Origin of the sequence: Microbacterium sp. NPDC089695 (genome assembly GCF_044749085.1) — a bacterium.
Taxonomy (GTDB): Bacteria; Actinomycetota; Actinomycetes; order Actinomycetales; family Microbacteriaceae; genus Microbacterium.
Window position 1 is genome coordinate 2,295,628 of the sequence record NZ_JBIVHG010000001.1, and the last position, 17,876, is coordinate 2,313,503.

Sequence of the window (17,876 nt, forward strand, 5' to 3'; positions counted from 1 at the left end):
GCTCGTCGCCCGCATCGAACCCCGTCCCACCCTCCGAAGGAGAAGAAATGACGACTGAGTACCGACGACTTCGCGTGGCGCTGCTGGGCGCCGGTGCGGTCGGCTCCCAGGTCGCCGCCCTTCTGCTGCGTCACGGCGACGAGCTCGCCGACCGCGCGGGAGCCTCGCTCGAGCTCGCCGGCATCGCCGTGCGCAACCTCGACGCGCCGCGCGACGTCGATCTGCCGAAGGAGCTGTTCACGACCGACGCCGAGTCGCTGATCCTCGGATCCGACATCGTCATCGAGCTGATCGGCGGGATCGAGCCGGCCCGCGCGAACATCCTGCAGGCGATCGGTTCCGGAGCCGATGTCGTCACGGCGAACAAGGCACTGCTCGCGACTCATGGACCGGAGCTCTTCGAGGCCGCCGACCGTGTGGGCGCGTCCGTCTACTACGAGGCGGCGGCCGCGGGGGCGATCCCGATCATCCGTCCACTGCGCGACTCGCTGGCCGGCGACCGGGTCGTGCGGATCATGGGCATCGTCAACGGCACCACGAACTACATCCTCGACCGCATGGAGACCGAGGGCGCCGACTTCGCCGACGTGCTCGCCGACGCCCAGCGTCTCGGCTATGCGGAGGCCGACCCGACCGCCGACGTCGAGGGACACGACGCGGCGCAGAAGGCGGCGATCCTCGCGAGCCTCGCCTTCCACACCGCGGTGCCGCTCGATGCCGTGCACTGCGAGGGCATCACGACGATCACGGCCTCGATGATCGAGGAGGCACGGTCCGCCGGCTTCGTGATCAAGCTCCTCGCGGTGTGCGAGCGCATCGACGTCGACGGCGCGGAGTCGATCTCCGTGCGCGTATACCCCGCGCTCGTGCCGCAGTCGCACCCCCTCGCCACCGTGCACGGCGCGAACAACGCCGTGTTCGTCGAGGCCGAGGCCGCGGGCTCGCTGATGTTCTACGGTGCGGGCGCGGGCGGCGTGCAGACCGCATCCGCCGTGCTCGGCGACGTCGTCTCGGCGGCACGTCGTCACATCGCGGGCGGCGTGGGAGTGGGCGAATCGACCAGGGCGAATCTGCCGGTGGTGCCGATCGGCCACGTCACCACGCGCTACCAGATCACCCTCGAGGTCTCCGACGCGCCCGGCGTGCTCGCCACGGTCGCGGGCATCCTCAGCGAGGGCGGCGTCTCGGTCGCGACGGTCGTGCAGACGGTCGAGGGCGAGGACGAGCCCACCGCGCGACTGGTGATCGGCACCCACCGTGCCACCGACCAGGCGCTGAGCGCCACGGTCGACACGCTGGCGAACAGCTCGGTCGTCGAGCGCGTGGTCTCCGTGCTGCGCGTCGAAGGCGAGTGACGGTGGCCGTCGGACGCACGGTCGAGGTCACGGTCCCGGCGACCAGCGCCAACCTGGGCCCCGGCTTCGACACGCTCGGGCTCGCGCTCAGCGTGTACGACACCCTGCTCGTCACGGAGCTGCCCGCGGGGGAGCTCGAGATCGAGGTGTCGGGATCCGGCGCCGCCGAGATCCCGCGCGACGCGTCGAACCTCGTGGTGCGCACGATCGCGCATGTGTACGCCGACGTCGAACGTCCGATGCCCGGTCTGCGCATCGTCGCCGAGAACGGGGTGCCCCACGGGCGGGGGCTGGGCTCGTCGGGGGCGGCCGTGACGGCCGGCATCCTCGCAGCGAAGGGTCTGCTCGACGGCGAGGTCGAGATCGACGACGTCGCGATGCTGCGCCTCGCGACCGAGATCGAGGGTCACCCCGACAACGTCGCCCCCGCTCTGTTCGGCGGACTCACGATCGCCTGGATGGGGGAGCGCGGACCTCAGCACAAGAAGCTCCTCGTGCATCGCGGCGTGTCGCCACTGGTGCTCGTGCCCGCGTACACGATGTCGACCTCGGCCGCGCGCTCGCTGCAACCGCCCCAGGTGTCGACGGCCGACGCGGTGTTCAACCTGTCGCGTTCGGCGCTGCTGATCGCGGCGCTCATGCAGAGCCCGGAGCTCCTGCTCGACGCCACGGCCGACCGGCTGCACCAGGACTACCGTGCGGGAGCCATGCCCGAGACCCAGCGCCTGGTCCAGGCGCTCCGCGCTGCGGGATTCGCCGCCGTGGTGTCGGGCGCAGGGCCCAGCGTCCTCGTGCTGGCCGACGGTCCGGGGAGCCGTCAGGATGCCGTCGAGCTGGCCGCCGCGACCACCGACACCCCGTGGGAGGCGCTGCTGCTCGCCGTCGACGTGCGGGGTGGTACAGTGGGGAATCGAGCGGAGGGCTCCACGTAACTGCGTGAATCTGGCCCCATTGCAACTCTGCAAGATCCGCACGCCAAACCCCTGAAGCACTGATCTTTCGAGAACGCCGTCTTCTCCCGAGAGCACGGTTCTCTCCGAGAGCGCAGCGCGGGGGCCGGCCGACGCCGAGCGTCAGCCCGTGCGATCGTGCGCAGCACCCGTTGCGCGCGTACCGCTCATGTCTTCGAGACCAAAGAGGGAGCACTCGTGGAGAACTTCTCCGAGACCCAGAACGACCAGGCGGCCCCGGCCGCCGAGGCTCCGGCATCCGCCGCAGCCCCCGCGACGACCGACGCTCCGGCAGAGGCCGCCCCGGCTCGCAAGCGCGCGCCCCGTCGGGCGAACACCGCCACTGCGGCCGCCAAGGCCGAGAAGGCGGCGGAGAGCACGGAGGCGGCACCGGTCGCCGACGCCCCGGCCGCCGACGCCGAGACGCCCAAGGCCAAGGCCCCGCGCCGCAGCCGCGCGAAGAAGGCCGACGCCGAGCCTGCGGCGGACGCCGCTCCGGCAGCGGATGCGCCCGCCGCGGACACCTCGTCCGCCGACAGCGCGAAGGCCACCGACACGAAGGCCACCGACACGAAGGCCGCCGACGCATCGAGCGAGACGCCGTCGGGCGCCGCCGAGGAGCCCAAGAAGGGCCGCGGTCGCCGTCCGGCGAAGAAGCCCGCAGAGGCCGACGCTTCGGCGACGAACGCCGCCGAGGAGAAGCAGGTCGAGAGCGCTCCGGCCGAGGCGCCGGCATCCGCCGACTCCGCGTCCGAGTCCGCCGAGGGCGGCGACGAGCAGGGCGGTCGAGGCCGCAGCCGCAACCGCAGCCGCAACCGCGGTCGCGGCCAGGGCGGCAACGCACAGGGCGAGCAGCAGCAGAACGCGCAGTCCGACGACGACCAGGCGTCGGGCAACGGGCGAGGCCGTCAGCGCAACAAGCGCCGCGGTGGCGCTCCGACCGACGAGTTCGAGACCGAGATCGGCGAGGACGACGTCCTCATCCCGATCGCGGGCATCCTCGACGTGCTCGACAACTACGCCTTCGTGCGCACGACCGGCTACCTCGCCGGCCCGAGCGACGTCTACGTGTCGCTCGGCCAGGTCAAGAAGTACAACCTGCGCAAGGGCGACGCGATCGTCGGCTCGATCAAGCAGCCGCGCGAAGGCGAGCAGCAGGGCCGCCAGAAGTACAACGCCCTGGTGAAGGTCGACTCGATCAACGGCCTCTCGGTCGACGACGCCGCGACCCGCGTCGAGTTCGGCAAGCTCACGCCTCTCTACCCGCAGGAGCGCCTGCGCCTTGAGACCGCGCCCGAGAAGCTGACGCAGCGCATCATCGACCTCGTCGCCCCGATCGGGAAGGGCCAGCGCGGCCTCATCGTCGCGCCGCCCAAGGCCGGCAAGACGATCGTGCTGCAGCAGATCGCTAACGCGATCGCGCAGAACAACCCCGAGGTCCACCTCATGGTCGTGCTCGTCGACGAGCGCCCCGAAGAGGTCACCGACATGGAGCGTTCGGTCAAGGGTGAGGTCATCGCCTCGACGTTCGACCGCCCCGCCGAAGACCACACGACGGTCGCCGAGCTCGCGATCGAGCGCGCGAAGCGTCTGGTCGAGCTCGGTCGCGACGTCGTGGTGCTGCTCGACTCGATCACGCGTCTCGGCCGTGCGTACAACCTGGCGGCGCCGGCCTCCGGCCGCGTGCTGACCGGCGGCGTCGACGCTTCGGCGCTGTACCCGCCCAAGCGCTTCTTCGGCGCCGCGCGCAACATCGAGAACGGCGGATCGCTCACGATCCTCGCGACCGCGCTCGTCGAGACCGGATCCAAGATGGACGAGGTCATCTTCGAGGAGTTCAAGGGCACCGGCAACAGCGAGCTGCGCCTGTCGCGCGCTCTCGCCGACAAGCGGATCTTCCCGGCCGTCGACGTCAACGCCTCGAGCACGCGTCGTGAGGAGATGCTCCTCTCGGCCGACGAGGTCAAGATCACGTGGAAGCTGCGTCGCGCCCTCGCGGGCCTCGACCAGCAGCAGGCCCTCGAGGTCGTGCTGGGCAAGCTCAAGGAGACCCACTCCAACGTCGAGTTCCTCGTGCAGATGCAGAAGTCGATCCCGACGCTGCCGGCCGGCGGCCACGGGCACGACAACAACATCCGCTGAGCGGCGCCACGGTGTTCGAGTCCGTCCAGACTCTGATCGACGAGCATCGCCGGGTTCAGGAGGAGCTCTCCGACCCGGCGGTGCACGCCGATGCCGCGCGCGCCAAGCGCGTGAACCGTCGCTACGCCGAGCTGTCGCGCATCGTCGCGGCTCACGAGGCGTGGGTCGCGGCATCCGATGATCTGGATGCCGCGCGCGAACTCGCTCGGGAGGACGACGCGTTCGCCGATGAGGTGCCGGTGCTCGAACAGGGGCTGCAGTCGGCGCAGGAGAAGCTGCGGCGGCTGTTGATCCCGCGCGACCCCGACGACGCCCGCGACGTGATCATGGAGATCAAGGCGGGGGAGGGCGGCGCCGAGTCGGCGCTGTTCGCCGCCGACCTGCTCCGCATGTACGTGCAGTACGCCGCCTCGAAGGGCTGGAAGACCGAGCTCCTGGAGCGCAACGAGTCGGATCTCGGCGGTTACAAGGACGTCCAGGTCGCGATCAAGGGATCGTCGTCCGACCCGGCGCAGGGCGTGTGGGCCCACCTCAAGTACGAGGGCGGCGTGCATCGCGTGCAGCGCGTTCCGGCGACCGAGTCCCAGGGGCGCATCCACACCTCGACGACGGGCGTGCTCGTGTTCCCCGAGGTCGACGAGCCCGAGGAGATCCAGATCGACCAGAACGATCTGAAGATCGACGTGTTCCGCTCGTCCGGCCCCGGCGGCCAGTCGGTCAACACGACGGATTCGGCCGTGCGCATCACGCACGTGCCGACCGGCATCGTGGTGTCTATGCAGAACGAGAAGTCGCAGCTGCAGAACCGAGAGGCCGCGATGCGCGTGCTCCGTGCACGTCTGCTCGCGAAGCAGCAGGAGGAGCTCGACGCCGCGGCGTCGGACGCGCGCAAGTCGCAGATCCGCGGCATGGATCGTTCGGAGCGCATCCGCACGTACAACTTCCCGGAGAACCGGATCGCCGACCATCGCACCGGCTTCAAGGCGTACAACCTCGACCAGGTCATGGACGGTGCGCTCGAACCGATCATCGAGAGCGCGATCCAGGCCGATGAAGAGGCCCGCCTCGCTGCCGTGGGATCCGACTCCTGACGCTGTTCGGAGCGCTCCCACACCCAGGCCCCGCTGAGCGCTAGGCTCGGGCCGTGATCACGTTCCTGTTCCGCTCGCTGATGTACGTCGTCTCCGCCGGCCTCGGCCTCATCGTGGCGGATCTGCTGCTCGACGGCTTCCAGATCCAATGGAGCAGATGGTGGGGCTTCGTCATCTGCATCCTCATCTTCGCGATCCTGCAGAGCGTGCTCGCGCCGTGGGTGGGAAAGCTCGCCGATCGCTACGCGCCGGTGCTGATGGGCGGGATCGGCATCTTCTCGACGCTCATCGCGCTGGTGATCGTCGTGCTGCTGCCGATCGGCGGTCTGCGCATCGTCGACGCGACCGGGTGGCTGCTGGGTGCGGTGATCGTCTGGCTCGTCACGGCTCTGGGCAGCGTCCTGCTGCCTCTGATCTTCCTGCGCCGTGAGGTCGACGCGAAGCGCGGAACACCCCGCAAGCGCTGAGCAGGTCGATCAGATCGAATACTCGGGCGCCGTGAGCAGCGCCCTCGAATCGTCGTGCGAGGTGCGCGGGCGCGGCTTCGCTGGCACGCCGACGAGCACGCTGTCGGCCGGGGCGTCTCGCGTGACGACGGCGTTCGCGCCGACGACCGAGTGCGCCCCCACCGTGACGGGTCCGAGGATCTTCGCGCCGGCGCCCACCGCGACGCCGTCGCCGAGGGTCGGATGCCGTTTGCCGGCGTCCCTGGTCCGTCCGCCGAGGGTCACGCCGTGGTACAGCATCACGTCGTCGCCGATCTCGGCGGTCTCGCCGATCACCACGCCCATCCCGTGGTCGATGAAGAACCGACGGCCGATGTGCGCCCCGGGGTGGATCTCGATGCCGGTGAGCCAGCGCGAGATCTGCGACCCCGCGCGCGCGAGGAGCCGCAGCCGGCGGTGCCACAGCGCGTGCGAGACACGGTGCGCCCAGATGGCGTGGAGCCCTGGGTACAGCAGTGCGACCTCGATCGCGCTGCGTGCGGCGGGGTCGCGCAGCCGTGCCGCCGCGATGTCCTCGCGCATTCGACCGATCATGTCCATCGGGCGGATCAGTCCTCGCGCAGGTGCTCGTAGAGGGCGGTCGACAGGTAGCGCTCGCCGAACGACGGGATGACCACGACGATGGTCTTGCCCGCGGCCTCCGGCCGCTTCGCGATCTCGAGAGCGGCCCAGATGGCGGCGCCGCTCGACATGCCGACCAGGATGCCGTCCTTCGCCGCGGTGTCGCGGGCGAGGCGGATCGCGTCGTCGAACTCGACGTCGACGACCTCGTCGATCACGTCGCGGTCGAGGATGGGCGGCACGAAGTTCGGTCCGATGCCCTGGATCTTGTGCGGTCCGGGGTGGCCCTCGGTGAGGATGGGGGAGTCCTTGGGCTCGACGGCGATGACCTTGACGCCGGGGACGCGCTCCTTCAGGACCTGGCCGACGCCGGTGATGGTGCCGCCCGTGCCGATGCCCGCCACGAAGTAGTCGACGTGGCCGTCGGTGTCGCGCAGGATCTCCTCAGCGGTGGTCTTGCGGTGGATGGCCGGGTTCGCCTCGTTCGCGAACTGCTTGGCGAGAACCGCGCCGGGGGTCTTGGCGGCGATGGCCTCGGCCTCCGCGACCGCATGGGTCATGCCCTTCGTGGGATCGGTGAGCACGAGCTCCGCGCCGAACGCCTTCAGGAGCATCCGACGCTCCTTCGACATCGAGGCCGGCATGGTGAGGATCACCTTGTAGCCGCGTGCGGCGCCGACCATCGCGAGGGCGATGCCTGTGTTGCCGCTCGTGGCCTCGACGATCGTGCCGCCGGGCTTCAGCTGTCCCGACTCCTCCGCTGCGTCGACGATCGCAATGCCGAGGCGATCCTTGACGCTGGATGCGGGGTTGTAGAACTCGAGCTTCGCGAGAATCGTCGCGTCGACGCCCTCGGCCACTCGGTTGAGGCGGACCAGCGGAGTGTTTCCGAACGCCGTGGTGATGTCGGAGTGGATGCCGGGCATGAGGAGCCTTCCTGGATGCGGGGTGACTGCGACCCAGCCTAGGCGAGCGGCGGTGACAGGGCGTCAATGTGACGGCGGCGCCCCGTACGCTGGACTCATGCCCGACGCCTCTCTCGCCATTGTCGTGCGCGCCGCCGCGCAGCGTCTCGCGGACGCCGGGGTCACGGATCCGCTGGTCGACGCCGAACTGCTCGCCGGTCACGTCCTGGGACTCCGCCGCGGCGAGGTGCAGGCCACCCTGGTGCGCGGTGACGCGATCTCCGAGGGCGACGCGGCAGCGCTCGAGGAGACGGTCGCGCGTCGCGCCGCACGTGAGCCGCTCCAGCACATCACCGGGGTCGCGCCGTTCCGGCACCTCGAGCTCGCGGTCGGTCCCGGTGTGTTCGTGCCGCGGCCCGAGACCGAGACGGTCGTGCAGTTCGCGATCGATGCGCTGCTCGCCGCGCCCGAGGCCGCGCCGGTCGCCGTCGATCTCGGCACGGGTTCAGGGGCGATCGCGCTCGCGATGGCCACTGAGGTGCCCCATGCCGTCGTCTTCGCTGCGGAGCTGTCGCCAGAGGCCTTTCCCTGGGCGCAGCGCAACACCGCCGGGGTCGCCAACCTGACCCTCGTGAACGAGGATCTCGGCGAGGCGTTCCGCGAGCTCGACGGCACGGCATCCGTGGTGATCTCCAATCCGCCCTACGTACCCGACGCCGCGGTGCCCCGTGACCCCGAGGTGCGGCTGTTCGATCCGCGCATGGCGCTGTACGGCGGAGAGGACGGACTCGACATCGTCCGCGTCCTGAGCATCAGGGCCGCGGAGCTGCTCCGTCCGGGCGGACTTCTCGTGATCGAGCACGGCGAGCTGCAGGGCGAGGACATCCGCGGCATCCTCACCCGCGACGGCTGGCGTGCCGCCGCCACTCACCGCGACCTCACGCTGCGCGACAGGTCGACCACCGCGCTGCGGGCATGACGACCGTCTCGTCACCGGGTGTTCAGGCGACCCCGGACTAGAATCGGAAGGTCATGTCCTCCATCTTCGACTGCGGCGACGAGTCCGAGCTCCTCGCCGGCATGCGCCACGCGCGCCAGGCCATCGCCCGCGGTGAGCTCATCGTGATGCCCACCGACACCGTCTACGGCGTCGCCGCCGATGCCTTCTCGCCTGCCGCCGTGCAGCGGCTGCTCGATGCGAAGGGTCGCGGACGCGACCAGCCGCCTCCCGTGCTGATCGGATCGAAGGAGACGCTGCAGGCGCTCGCGGAGTCGGTCCCGGAGCCCGTGCAGCGACTGGTCGACGCGTTCTGGCCGGGCGGTCTGACGATCGTGCTCCCTGCGCAGCCCTCGCTCATGTGGGATCTGGGGGAGACGCAGGGGACCGTCGCGGTCCGCATGCCCGAGGGTCGTGTGGCCCTCGAGCTCCTCGCCGAGACAGGACCCCTCGCGGTGTCGAGCGCCAATCTCACGGGCCGTGACGCCGCGATCTCCGCCTACGACGCCGAGCGGATGCTGGGCGACAGCGTCGCGGTCTATCTCGCCGACGGCATCAGCCGCGACGGCGTGGCGTCCACGATCGTCGACGCGACCTCGCTCGTGCCCCGTGGCGCCGAGCCGACGACCGGTACCGTGCGCGTCCTCCGCCAGGGCGCCGTCAGCCGTGAGCGCCTCGAGGAGGTTCTCGGCGACCTGCTCGAGCCGGGGCCGCCGCTGCAGCAGGACGAGGATCTGTGAAGCAGTACCTCCTCACGGTCCTCATCACCGCCGCGATCACGTTCGCGCTGACCTGGGCGGTGTGGAAGCTGAGCCTGCGGTTCAAGCTGTACCCCGAGATCCGCGAGCGCGACGTGCACAAGACGCCGACGCCTCGTCTGGGCGGCGTCGCGATCTTCCTCGGCATCGCCGCTGCGATGGGGGTGTCCGCCGCGAACCCGTTCTTCGCGACCATCTGGATGCCGCCGCAGACGATGTGGTCCATCCTGGCCGCGGCGTTGCTCATCGCGATCATCGGCGTGGTCGACGACCTGTGGGACCTGGACTGGATGATCAAGCTGGGAGCGCAGTTCCTCGCCGCGGCGATCATCACGATCGGGGGCGGGCTGCAGATCCTGTCGCTGCCCTTCGGCGACCTCATCGTCTTCTCGAGCTGGCTGAGCATCACGATCACGATGTTCGCGATCGTGATCGTCATGAACGCCGTGAACTTCATCGACGGTCTCGACGGCCTCGTGGCGGGTGTGTGCCTGATCGCGAACGGGGTGTTCTTCGCGTACTCGTACATCCTCACGCGCGACACGGGGGCCTCGAGCTACTTCAACCTCGCCTCCTTCCTCGCCGCGGTGCTGATCGGCGCGTGCATCGGATTCCTGCCGTTCAACTGGAGCCCGGCCAAGCTGTTCATGGGCGATTCCGGCGCGCTCGTGCTCGGCCTGCTCATGGCGACCTCGGCGATCGCGGTCACCGGCCAGCTCGAGCCGTCCGCCCTCGACCTCGAGCGCCTCGGACGCTCGCAGCTGCTCGGTGCGTTCATCCCGATCCTGCTGCCGCTGCTCGTGGTGCTGCTGCCGCTGCTCGACTTCGGGCTCGCCGTCCTCCGCCGCATGAACGCCGGCAAGTCGCCATTCTCGCCCGACCGCAAGCACCTGCACCATCGGATGCTGGATCTCGGCCACCGCGACCGCGACGCCGTGCTGATCTTCTACGCCTGGACCGCGATCATCTCGTTCGCCGTCCTGCTGATGTACGTGGGCGCCCGCGAGGACTGGCCCGGGCAGTACCTGCCCGGCGTCGGCTTCGGCGTGCTGGGCATCGCCGCCTGCCTCGTCATCACACTGATGCCTTCCCGTCGCACGAGATCCGCGACGGGTGCCGAGTCCGACCCGACACCCGTGGAGTCCCCATGAGCCCGAATCCCGTCTCCAGCACCCCGATCCTCCGCACGACCCTCATCTGGTCGGCGGTGGCGACCGCCGTGCTCGCCGTCGCCGCCGGCGTCATCGGGTTCATCGTGGCTCAGGGGGAGGGGCTGGTCAGCGGACTGCTCGGCGTTCTGATCGCGGCGGTCTTCCTCGGGATCACCGGCGCCAGCATCCTGATCGCCAACAGGTGGTACGGCGAGCCCCTCTACGTGCAGTTCTTCTTCGCGATCGTGCTGGGCGGCTGGCTGCTCAAGCTGATCGTGTTCTTCCTCGTGATCGTGGTGCTCAAAGATCAGCCCTGGATCGAGCCGGTCATCTTCTTCATCTCGATCGTCGCGGGCGTCCTGATGTCCCTCGTCGTGGACGCGCTGGTGGTCAGCACCATGCGCCTGCCGAACGTGAGCGATTCGTCGCTGCCGACGGAAGTCCCCGAGGACGTCGCGCCGGGCGCGGCTCCCACGGAGGACGGCCCGTCGAGGTCTTAGGCCACCCTCAGATTCTGATAGGGTTGAGTCGTGCCCGCCGCTCGCCCGCGAGCGCTTGCGCTTGAAGCACACCGACCATCGTCGCCCCGGTTCTGACCGGTGCCCCGAAGCTGGAGCCCGCGCTGTTCAATCTTGCTGCGACCCTGATGCCCCGACTCGCCACCGACGACGAGTTCCACGCTCCGTCGATCGCCGAGTTCTTCCCTGACGCGGTCTTCCAGATCGGTGATCTGGTCATCCACCGGATCCACCTGGTCCAGTTCATCGCCACGATCGCCGTGGTGCTGTTCCTCTGGCTGGGCACGCGCCGCATGCGCGTCGTGCCCGGGCGCTTCCAGAGCGTCGTCGAGATGGGGCTCGACTTCGTGCGGGTCAACGTCGCGGAAGACCTGCTCGGCCGCAAGGACGGCCGTCGCTTCCTGCCGATCCTCGCCACGATCTTCTTCATGGTCCTGTTCATGAACATCACGGGTGTAATCCCGTTCATGAACATCGCGGGCACGAGCATCATCGCGGTGCCCCTGCTGCTCGCCGTGGTCAGCTACGTCACCTTCATCTACGCGGGAATCAAGAAGAGCCCCAAGGGCTTCTTCAAGAACTCGCTGTTCCCGTCCGGCGTCCCGCCGTTCCTCTACATCATCGTGACGCCGCTCGAGTTCCTCTCGACGTTCATCATCCGTCCGGTCACGCTCACGCTGCGACTCCTCATGAACATGGTCGTCGGGCACCTCATGCTCGTCCTGTTCTTCTCCGCGACGCAGTTCTTCGTGATCACGCTCGGCGGCGGCTGGATCGCCCTCGGCGCCGGAACGCTCGCCTTCGGCTTCGCCTTCACCCTGTTCGAGGTCCTGGTGGCCTTCCTGCAGGCCTACGTCTTCACCATCCTCACCGCGGTCTACATCCAGCTCGCGGTCGCAGAAGAGCACTGAGCGGGCAGGCATCTGCCTGTCCACCCAACTGAAAGGAAAAACCCGTGGACACCACTACGGTTCTCGCTGAAATCTCCGGCAACATCGGCACCGTCGGATACGGTCTCGCTGCCATCGGCCCCGCCATCGGTGTGGGTATCGTCGTCGGCAAGACGATCGAGGGCGTCGCCCGTCAGCCCGAGCTGGCCGGTCGCCTGCAGGTCCTCATGTGGATCGGTATCGCCTTCACCGAGGCGCTCGCCTTCATCGGCATCGCGACCTACTTCATCTTCCAGTAATCCGACCTCTTCGATAAGGAGACAGGATGCTGAACGCTCTTGTCACGAACCTCGCAGCAGAGGGTGAGCCGCAGAACCCGCTCATCCCCGCGTGGTACGACATCATCTGGTCGGCGGTGTGCTTCATCGTCATCCTGATCGTGGTGTGGAAGGTCGCCCTTCCGAAGCTCTACGAGCTGCTCGACAAGCGCTCCGCCGCCATCGAGGGCAACATCGCCAAGGCCGACGAGGCTCAGAAGCAGGCCGAGGCCGCGCTCGAGGAGTACACGCGTCAGCTGGCCGAGGCACGCACCGAGGCCGGTGAGATCCGCGAGGCCGCCCGTGAGGACGGCAAGAAGATCGTCGCCGAGGCCAAGGACGCCGCGACCAGCGAGGCTGCCCGCGTGACCGCCGCCGCCCACTCGCAGATCGAGGCCGAGCGTCAGACGGCGCTCGTCTCGCTCCGCAGCGAGGTCGGCACGCTCGCGATCGACCTCGCCGGCGGCGTGGTCGGAGAGACCCTCTCCGACGATGCGCGTGCGACGGCTGTCGTCGACCGCTTCCTCGCCGACCTCGAAGCATCCGAGAAGGCGGCTCAGTAATGGGCAGCGCGACCACTCAGGCACTCGCGGCATCCACTCAGGCGCTTGCCGCAGCGAAGGGCGTCACTCTCGACACGGCGCAGGAGCTGTTCGCAGCCGCCCGCGCCGTGGCGGAGTCGTCCCAGCTGAGCGGCGCGCTGGCCGATCCCGCTGCGGCGACCGTGGCTCGACAGAATGTCGTCGCCGCAGTCTTCGGTGCGTTCTCCGCGGGTGCGCAGGACGTGCTGAAGGCGGCCGTCGCGGAGCGCTGGTCGTCCGCGGCCGAGCTGACCGACGGCATCGAGGAGCTGGCCATCCGGGCTGCGGCCATCGCCGAACCCGCGGCGGACATCGAGGGCGAGCTGTTCGGCTTCTCCCGCATCGTCGCCGCGAATCCGGAGCTCGAGCTCGCGCTCGGCAGCCGCCTCGGGGGAGAGGCCGCCAAGGGCTCTCTCATCGAGCGTCTGCTCGCGGGAGGAGCGACGAGCGCGTCGACCGCGTTGATCGTCTCGTCGCTGGTCCGCCAGCCGCGCGACCGTCGGGTGCGTCAGATGCTCAGCCGGGCGATGCGCATCGTCGCGAGCCAGGGCGACCGCGTCGTCGCCACCGTGCACACCGCGAAGCCGCTCACCGATGCTCAGCGCACGCGCCTGAGCGACGCGCTCTCGAGCCGTTACGAGGGCACGGTCTCGCTCAACGAGGTCATCGACCCCGCCGTCGTCGGGGGTCTGCGCGTGCAGATCGCGGATGACGTCATCGACGGCAGCATCTCCGCCCGTCTCGCCGATCTTCGCCAGAAGCTCGCCGGCTAACACGACTTCGCGCGGGGAACCGCGCACCCAGATACAAAGGGAAGACAATGGCAGAACTATCGATCAGCCCCGACGTCATCCGTGACGCGCTGAAGGACTTCGCCGCGGCATACGAGCCCACCGGGGCTGCGGCGACCGAGGTCGGCACCGTCATCGACGCCGCCGACGGCATCGCCCACGTCGAGGGACTGCCCGGCGTCATGGCGAACGAGCTGGTGACCTTCGCCGACGGCACCAAGGGTCTCGCTCTCAACCTCGACGAGCAGGAGATCGGTGTCGTCGTGCTCGGCGACTTCACCGGCATCGAGGCGGGGCAGGAAGTCACCCGCACGGGCGAGGTCCTCTCGGTCCCCGTCGGCGACGGCTACCTCGGCCGCGTGGTCGACCCGCTCGGCAACCCGATCGACGGCCTCGGCCAGATCGCGACCGAGGGCGTCCGCGAGCTCGAGCTCCAGGCCCCCGGCGTCATGCAGCGCAAGTCGGTGCACGAGCCGATGCAGACCGGCATCAAGGCCATCGACGCGATGATCCCCGTCGGCCGCGGTCAGCGTCAGCTGATCATCGGCGACCGCCAGACCGGCAAGACGGCCATCGCGATCGACACGATCATCAACCAGAAGGCCAACTGGGAGTCGGGCGACGTCAACAAGCAGGTCCGCTGCATCTACGTCGCGATCGGTCAGAAGGGCTCGACCATCGCTTCGGTGAAGGGCGCGCTCGAAGAGGCCGGCGCTCTGGAGTACACCACCATCGTGGCCGCTCCGGCATCCGACCCCGCCGGCTTCAAGTACCTGGCTCCGTACACCGGTTCGGCCATCGGCCAGCACTGGATGTACGGCGGCAAGCACGTCCTGATCATCTTCGACGACCTGTCGAAGCAGGCCGAGGCCTACCGCGCCGTGTCGCTCCTCCTGCGTCGCCCGCCGGGCCGTGAGGCCTACCCCGGCGACGTCTTCTACCTGCACTCGCGTCTGCTCGAGCGGTGCGCGAAGCTGTCCGACGAGCTCGGCGCCGGCTCGATGACGGGTCTCCCGATCATCGAGACCAAGGCCAACGACGTCTCGGCCTACATCCCGACCAACGTGATCTCGATCACCGACGGCCAGATCTTCCTCCAGTCCGACCTCTTCAACGCCAACCAGCGTCCGGCGGTCGACGTGGGTATCTCGGTCTCGCGAGTCGGCGGTGACGCACAGGTCAAGTCGATCAAGAAGGTCTCCGGAACGCTCAAGCTCGAGCTCGCGCAGTACCGTTCGCTCGAGGCGTTCGCGATGTTCGCGTCCGACCTCGACGCCGCCTCGCGTCGTCAGCTGTCGCGGGGTGCGCGCCTGACCGAGCTGCTCAAGCAGCCGCAGTACTCGCCGTACCCCGTCGAGGAGCAGGTCGTCTCGATCTGGGCCGGTACGAACGGCAAGCTCGACACGATCGAGGTCGAGGACGTGCTGCGTTTCGAGCGCGAGCTGCTCGACTACCTGCGTCGCAACACCTCGGTGCTCGACACCCTGCGCGAGACCAACGTCCTCGACGACGACACGGTCGCCGAGCTGGCGAAGCAGACGGATGCCTTCATCCTGGAGTTCCAGGGCGGCAAGGGTCACGCCATCGGCGCCCCTGGTCACGAAGAGCACGCTGCGGCCGAGGCCGAGGACGTCAACCAGGAGAAGATCGTCAAGGGTCGTCGCGCGTAATCGCGTGAGGAACTGATTCATGGGCGCACAACTCAGGGTCTACAAGCAGAAGATCTCTTCTGCTCAGACGACCAAGAAGATCACGAAGGCGATGGAACTCATCGCGGCTTCGCGCATCCAGAAGGCGATGGCACGCGTCAAGGCGTCCAGCCCCTTCGCGCGAGCCGTGACGAGGGCCGTGTCGGCCGTCGCGACGCACTCGAACGTCGACCACCCGCTCACTCGCGAGCCCGAGAACATCCGCCGCTCCGCGGTCGTGATCTTCTCGTCGGACCGCGGGCTCGCCGGAGCGTTCAACTCGCAGATCCTCCGTGAGGGTCTCGAGGTGGCCTCGCTCCTGCGAGAGCAGGGCAAGGAGCCGGTGTTCTACCTCATCGGTCGCAAGGCCGTCGGGTACTTCCAGTTCCGTCGCATCGAGTCGGCCGCCGAGTGGACCGGCGACACCGACACCCCGTCGTTCCACACCGCGGAGGAGATCTCGGCCACGCTGCTCGAGGCGTTCTCCCGCGGCGCGGACGAGGGCGGAGTCGACGAGATCCACCTCGTGTACAACCGTTTCGTCAGCATGATGACGCAGTCGCCGGAGTCCGTGCGCCTGCTTCCGCTGGAGATCACGGAGGCCGACGACTCGGAGGCGGGCAGCACGGTCTACCCGCTGTACGAGTTCGAGCCGGACGCCGAGACCGTGCTCGACGCGATCCTGCCGGTGTACATCCAGAGCCGCGTCTTCAACGCTCTCCTGCAGTCGTCGGCCGCCAAGCAGGCCGCGACGCAGAAGGCGATGAAGTCCGCCAGCGACAACGCCGACAAGCTCATCACCGACTACACCCGTCTGCGCAACAACGCGCGTCAGGCGGAGATCACGCAGCAGATCGCAGAGATCGTCGGCGGCGCCGACGCCCTCTCGTCGAGCAAATAGACCCTCAGGAAAGAGACGAAAATGACCACCACCGCCACGGCTGACCAGCCGGCGACCGCGGTCGTCGGGCGCGTCGCACGCGTCAACGGTCCGGTTGTCGACATCGAGTTCCCGCACGACTCGATCCCCGACATCTACAACGCGCTGAAGACCACGATCGCGATCGGCGAGGAGTCGACCGAGATCACGCTCGAGGTCGCTCAGCACCTCGGCGACGACCTGGTTCGCGCCATCGCCCTGAAGCCCACGGACGGCATCGTCCGCGGGCAGGAGGTGCGTGACACGGGCGAGGCCATCTCGGTTCCCGTCGGTGACATCACCAAGGGCAAGGTCTTCAACGTGATCGGCGAGGTCCTCAACGCCGAGCCCGGTGAGACCATCGAGGTGACCGAGCGCTGGCCGATCCACCGCAAGGCCCCGAACTTCGACCAGCTCGAGTCGAAGACCACCATGTTCGAGACCGGCATCAAGTCGATCGACCTCCTGACGCCCTACGTGCAGGGTGGAAAGATCGGTCTGTTCGGTGGTGCGGGTGTCGGCAAGACCGTCCTCATCCAGGAGATGATCCAGCGCGTCGCGCAAGACCACGGTGGTGTGTCGGTGTTCGCCGGTGTCGGCGAGCGCACCCGTGAGGGCAACGACCTCATCCACGAGATGGAGGAGGCGGGCGTCTTCGACAAGACCGCCCTCGTCTTCGGCCAGATGGACGAGCCGCCGGGGACGCGTCTGCGCGTCGCCCTCTCGGCTCTGACGATGGCGGAGTACTTCCGTGACGTGCAGAAGCAGGACGTGCTGCTCTTCATCGACAACATCTTCCGCTTCACGCAGGCCGGTTCCGAGGTGTCGACCCTTCTGGGCCGCATGCCCTCGGCCGTGGGTTACCAGCCGAACCTCGCCGACGAGATGGGCCTCCTCCAGGAGCGCATCACCTCGACGCGCGGTCACTCGATCACCTCGCTGCAGGCGATCTACGTGCCGGCCGACGACTACACCGACCCGGCCCCGGCCACGACCTTCGCGCACCTCGACGCGACGACCGAGCTCTCGCGTGAGATCGCGTCGAAGGGTCTCTACCCGGCCATCGACCCGCTGACCTCCACGTCGCGCATCATGGACCCCCGCTACCTCGGCGAGGACCACTACCGCGTGGCCACCACGGTCAAGCAGATCCTCCAGAAGAACAAGGAGCTGCAGGAGATCATCGCCATCCTCGGTGTCGACGAGCTCTCCGAGGAAGACAAGATCGTCGTGTCGCGTGCACGTCGCATCCAGCAGTTCCTCTCGCAGAACACCTACATGGCCAAGAAGTTCACGGGCGTCGAGGGTTCGACCGTCCCGCTGAAGGACACCATCGAGTCGTTCGACGCGATCACCCGCGGTGACTTCGACCACGTGGCCGAGCAGGCCTTCTTCAACGTCGGTGGCATCTCCGACGTCGAAGAGCAGTGGGCGAAGATCCAGAAGGAGAACGGCTGACCATGGCTCTGCATGTCAGCCTCGTCTCCGCGGACGCGGAGGTCTGGACGGGAGAGGCGAGCCTCGTGGTCGCCAAGACCGTCGAGGGCGAGATCGGCTTCATGACCGGGCACGAGCCGGTTCTGGCGATCCTCGCTGAGGGCCAGGTCCGCATCACCCAGACGGATGGCACCAAGGTGCTGGCGAACGCGCAGGACGGATTCCTCTCGATGGAGGGCAACGACCTGACGATCGTGGCCGGCAACGCGGCGCTCATCGCCTGATCAGTTCCACTCATCGCGTCCGCCTCGGCACCCGC

Annotated in this window: 19 protein-coding genes; 17 read left to right on the top strand and 2 right to left on the bottom strand. The window is 68.5% G+C overall.

Annotated elements, in window-relative coordinates:
* Nucleotides 1-47 precede the first annotated feature (47 nt).
* The 5 genes from ACIPYT_RS11010 (at nucleotide 48) to ACIPYT_RS11030 (ending at nucleotide 6,005) form a co-directional block, all read left to right on the top strand.
* Nucleotides 48-1,355: a homoserine dehydrogenase gene (locus ACIPYT_RS11010; protein WP_401073677.1), complete on the top strand. Its 1,308-nt coding sequence runs from the start codon at nucleotides 48-50 to the stop codon at nucleotides 1,353-1,355.
* Nucleotides 1,352-2,287, top strand: coding sequence for a homoserine kinase (gene thrB / locus ACIPYT_RS11015; RefSeq protein ID WP_401073679.1), 936 nt, complete (start codon nucleotides 1,352-1,354; stop codon nucleotides 2,285-2,287). The genes ACIPYT_RS11010 and thrB overlap by 4 nt, the downstream gene beginning before the upstream one ends.
* 216 nt (nucleotides 2,288-2,503) lie before the next feature.
* On the top strand, nucleotides 2,504-4,447 hold the full coding sequence (gene rho, locus ACIPYT_RS11020) for a transcription termination factor Rho (RefSeq protein WP_401073682.1): 1,944 nt from the start codon (nucleotides 2,504-2,506) through the stop codon (nucleotides 4,445-4,447).
* 11 nt (nucleotides 4,448-4,458) lie between these two features.
* On the top strand, nucleotides 4,459-5,538 hold the full coding sequence (gene prfA / locus ACIPYT_RS11025; RefSeq protein WP_401073685.1) for a peptide chain release factor 1: 1,080 nt from the start codon (nucleotides 4,459-4,461) through the stop codon (nucleotides 5,536-5,538).
* Between the two features lie 53 nt (nucleotides 5,539-5,591).
* Nucleotides 5,592-6,005 (top strand): hypothetical protein, encoded by a 414-nt coding sequence (locus ACIPYT_RS11030; protein WP_401073687.1) that lies wholly within the window; start codon nucleotides 5,592-5,594, stop codon nucleotides 6,003-6,005.
* Between the two features lie 9 nt (nucleotides 6,006-6,014).
* Here the strand turns inward: ACIPYT_RS11030 and epsC are convergent, their stop codons facing one another.
* Together epsC and cysK are read right to left on the bottom strand one after the other, a co-directional pair.
* Nucleotides 6,015-6,584 (bottom strand): serine O-acetyltransferase EpsC, encoded by a 570-nt coding sequence (epsC, locus tag ACIPYT_RS11035; RefSeq protein ID WP_401073690.1) that lies wholly within the window; start codon nucleotides 6,582-6,584, stop codon nucleotides 6,015-6,017.
* An 8-nt stretch (nucleotides 6,585-6,592) separates the two neighbouring features.
* Complete coding sequence (gene cysK, locus ACIPYT_RS11040) at nucleotides 6,593-7,531, bottom strand: cysteine synthase A (protein WP_401073694.1); 939 nt, start codon at nucleotides 7,529-7,531, stop codon at nucleotides 6,593-6,595.
* Nucleotides 7,532-7,628: 97 nt separating this feature from the next.
* Here cysK and prmC point away from each other — a divergent pair, with 97 nt between their 5' ends.
* From prmC to ACIPYT_RS11100, 12 genes are all read left to right on the top strand, one after another.
* Nucleotides 7,629-8,489 (top strand): peptide chain release factor N(5)-glutamine methyltransferase, encoded by an 861-nt coding sequence (gene prmC / locus ACIPYT_RS11045; RefSeq protein ID WP_401073697.1) that lies wholly within the window; start codon nucleotides 7,629-7,631, stop codon nucleotides 8,487-8,489.
* 53 nt (nucleotides 8,490-8,542) lie between these two features.
* A complete protein-coding gene (locus ACIPYT_RS11050; RefSeq protein WP_401073699.1) occupies nucleotides 8,543-9,247 on the top strand; it encodes an L-threonylcarbamoyladenylate synthase in 705 nt (234 codons plus the stop codon).
* Entirely contained in the window at nucleotides 9,244-10,416 is a 1,173-nt protein-coding gene (locus ACIPYT_RS11055) for a glycosyltransferase family 4 protein (protein WP_401073702.1), read from the top strand. Before ACIPYT_RS11050 ends, ACIPYT_RS11055 begins: the two co-directional genes overlap by 4 nt.
* Nucleotides 10,413-10,916 (top strand): hypothetical protein, encoded by a 504-nt coding sequence (locus ACIPYT_RS11060; RefSeq protein ID WP_401073705.1) that lies wholly within the window; start codon nucleotides 10,413-10,415, stop codon nucleotides 10,914-10,916. The genes ACIPYT_RS11055 and ACIPYT_RS11060 overlap by 4 nt, the downstream gene beginning before the upstream one ends.
* 146 nt (nucleotides 10,917-11,062) lie before the next feature.
* A complete protein-coding gene (gene atpB, locus ACIPYT_RS11065) occupies nucleotides 11,063-11,845 on the top strand; it encodes a F0F1 ATP synthase subunit A (RefSeq protein ID WP_401073708.1) in 783 nt (260 codons plus the stop codon).
* Nucleotides 11,846-11,889: 44 nt separating this feature from the next.
* Complete coding sequence (atpE, locus tag ACIPYT_RS11070; RefSeq protein WP_401073710.1) at nucleotides 11,890-12,123, top strand: ATP synthase F0 subunit C; 234 nt, start codon at nucleotides 11,890-11,892, stop codon at nucleotides 12,121-12,123.
* Nucleotides 12,124-12,149: 26 nt separating this feature from the next.
* Nucleotides 12,150-12,704: a F0F1 ATP synthase subunit B gene (locus tag ACIPYT_RS11075; RefSeq protein ID WP_401073713.1), complete on the top strand. Its 555-nt coding sequence runs from the start codon at nucleotides 12,150-12,152 to the stop codon at nucleotides 12,702-12,704.
* Nucleotides 12,704-13,495: a F0F1 ATP synthase subunit delta gene (locus ACIPYT_RS11080; protein ID WP_401073715.1), complete on the top strand. Its 792-nt coding sequence runs from the start codon at nucleotides 12,704-12,706 to the stop codon at nucleotides 13,493-13,495. Before ACIPYT_RS11075 ends, ACIPYT_RS11080 begins: the two co-directional genes overlap by 1 nt.
* Before the next feature lie 47 nt (nucleotides 13,496-13,542).
* Nucleotides 13,543-15,183, top strand: a complete 1,641-nt coding sequence (gene atpA / locus ACIPYT_RS11085; RefSeq protein WP_401073718.1) for a F0F1 ATP synthase subunit alpha — start codon at nucleotides 13,543-13,545, stop codon at nucleotides 15,181-15,183.
* Between the two features lie 19 nt (nucleotides 15,184-15,202).
* Nucleotides 15,203-16,102, top strand: a complete 900-nt coding sequence (locus ACIPYT_RS11090) for a F0F1 ATP synthase subunit gamma (protein WP_341934818.1) — start codon at nucleotides 15,203-15,205, stop codon at nucleotides 16,100-16,102.
* A gap of 21 nt (nucleotides 16,103-16,123) precedes the next feature.
* Nucleotides 16,124-17,578, top strand: a complete 1,455-nt coding sequence (gene atpD / locus ACIPYT_RS11095) for a F0F1 ATP synthase subunit beta (RefSeq protein ID WP_401073721.1) — start codon at nucleotides 16,124-16,126, stop codon at nucleotides 17,576-17,578.
* A gap of 2 nt (nucleotides 17,579-17,580) precedes the next feature.
* Nucleotides 17,581-17,841 carry a F0F1 ATP synthase subunit epsilon gene (locus tag ACIPYT_RS11100; protein ID WP_400816899.1) on the top strand — a complete coding sequence of 87 codons (261 nt, stop codon included), beginning with the start codon at nucleotides 17,581-17,583 and terminating at the stop codon, nucleotides 17,839-17,841.
* Nucleotides 17,842-17,876: the final 35 nt, after the last annotated feature.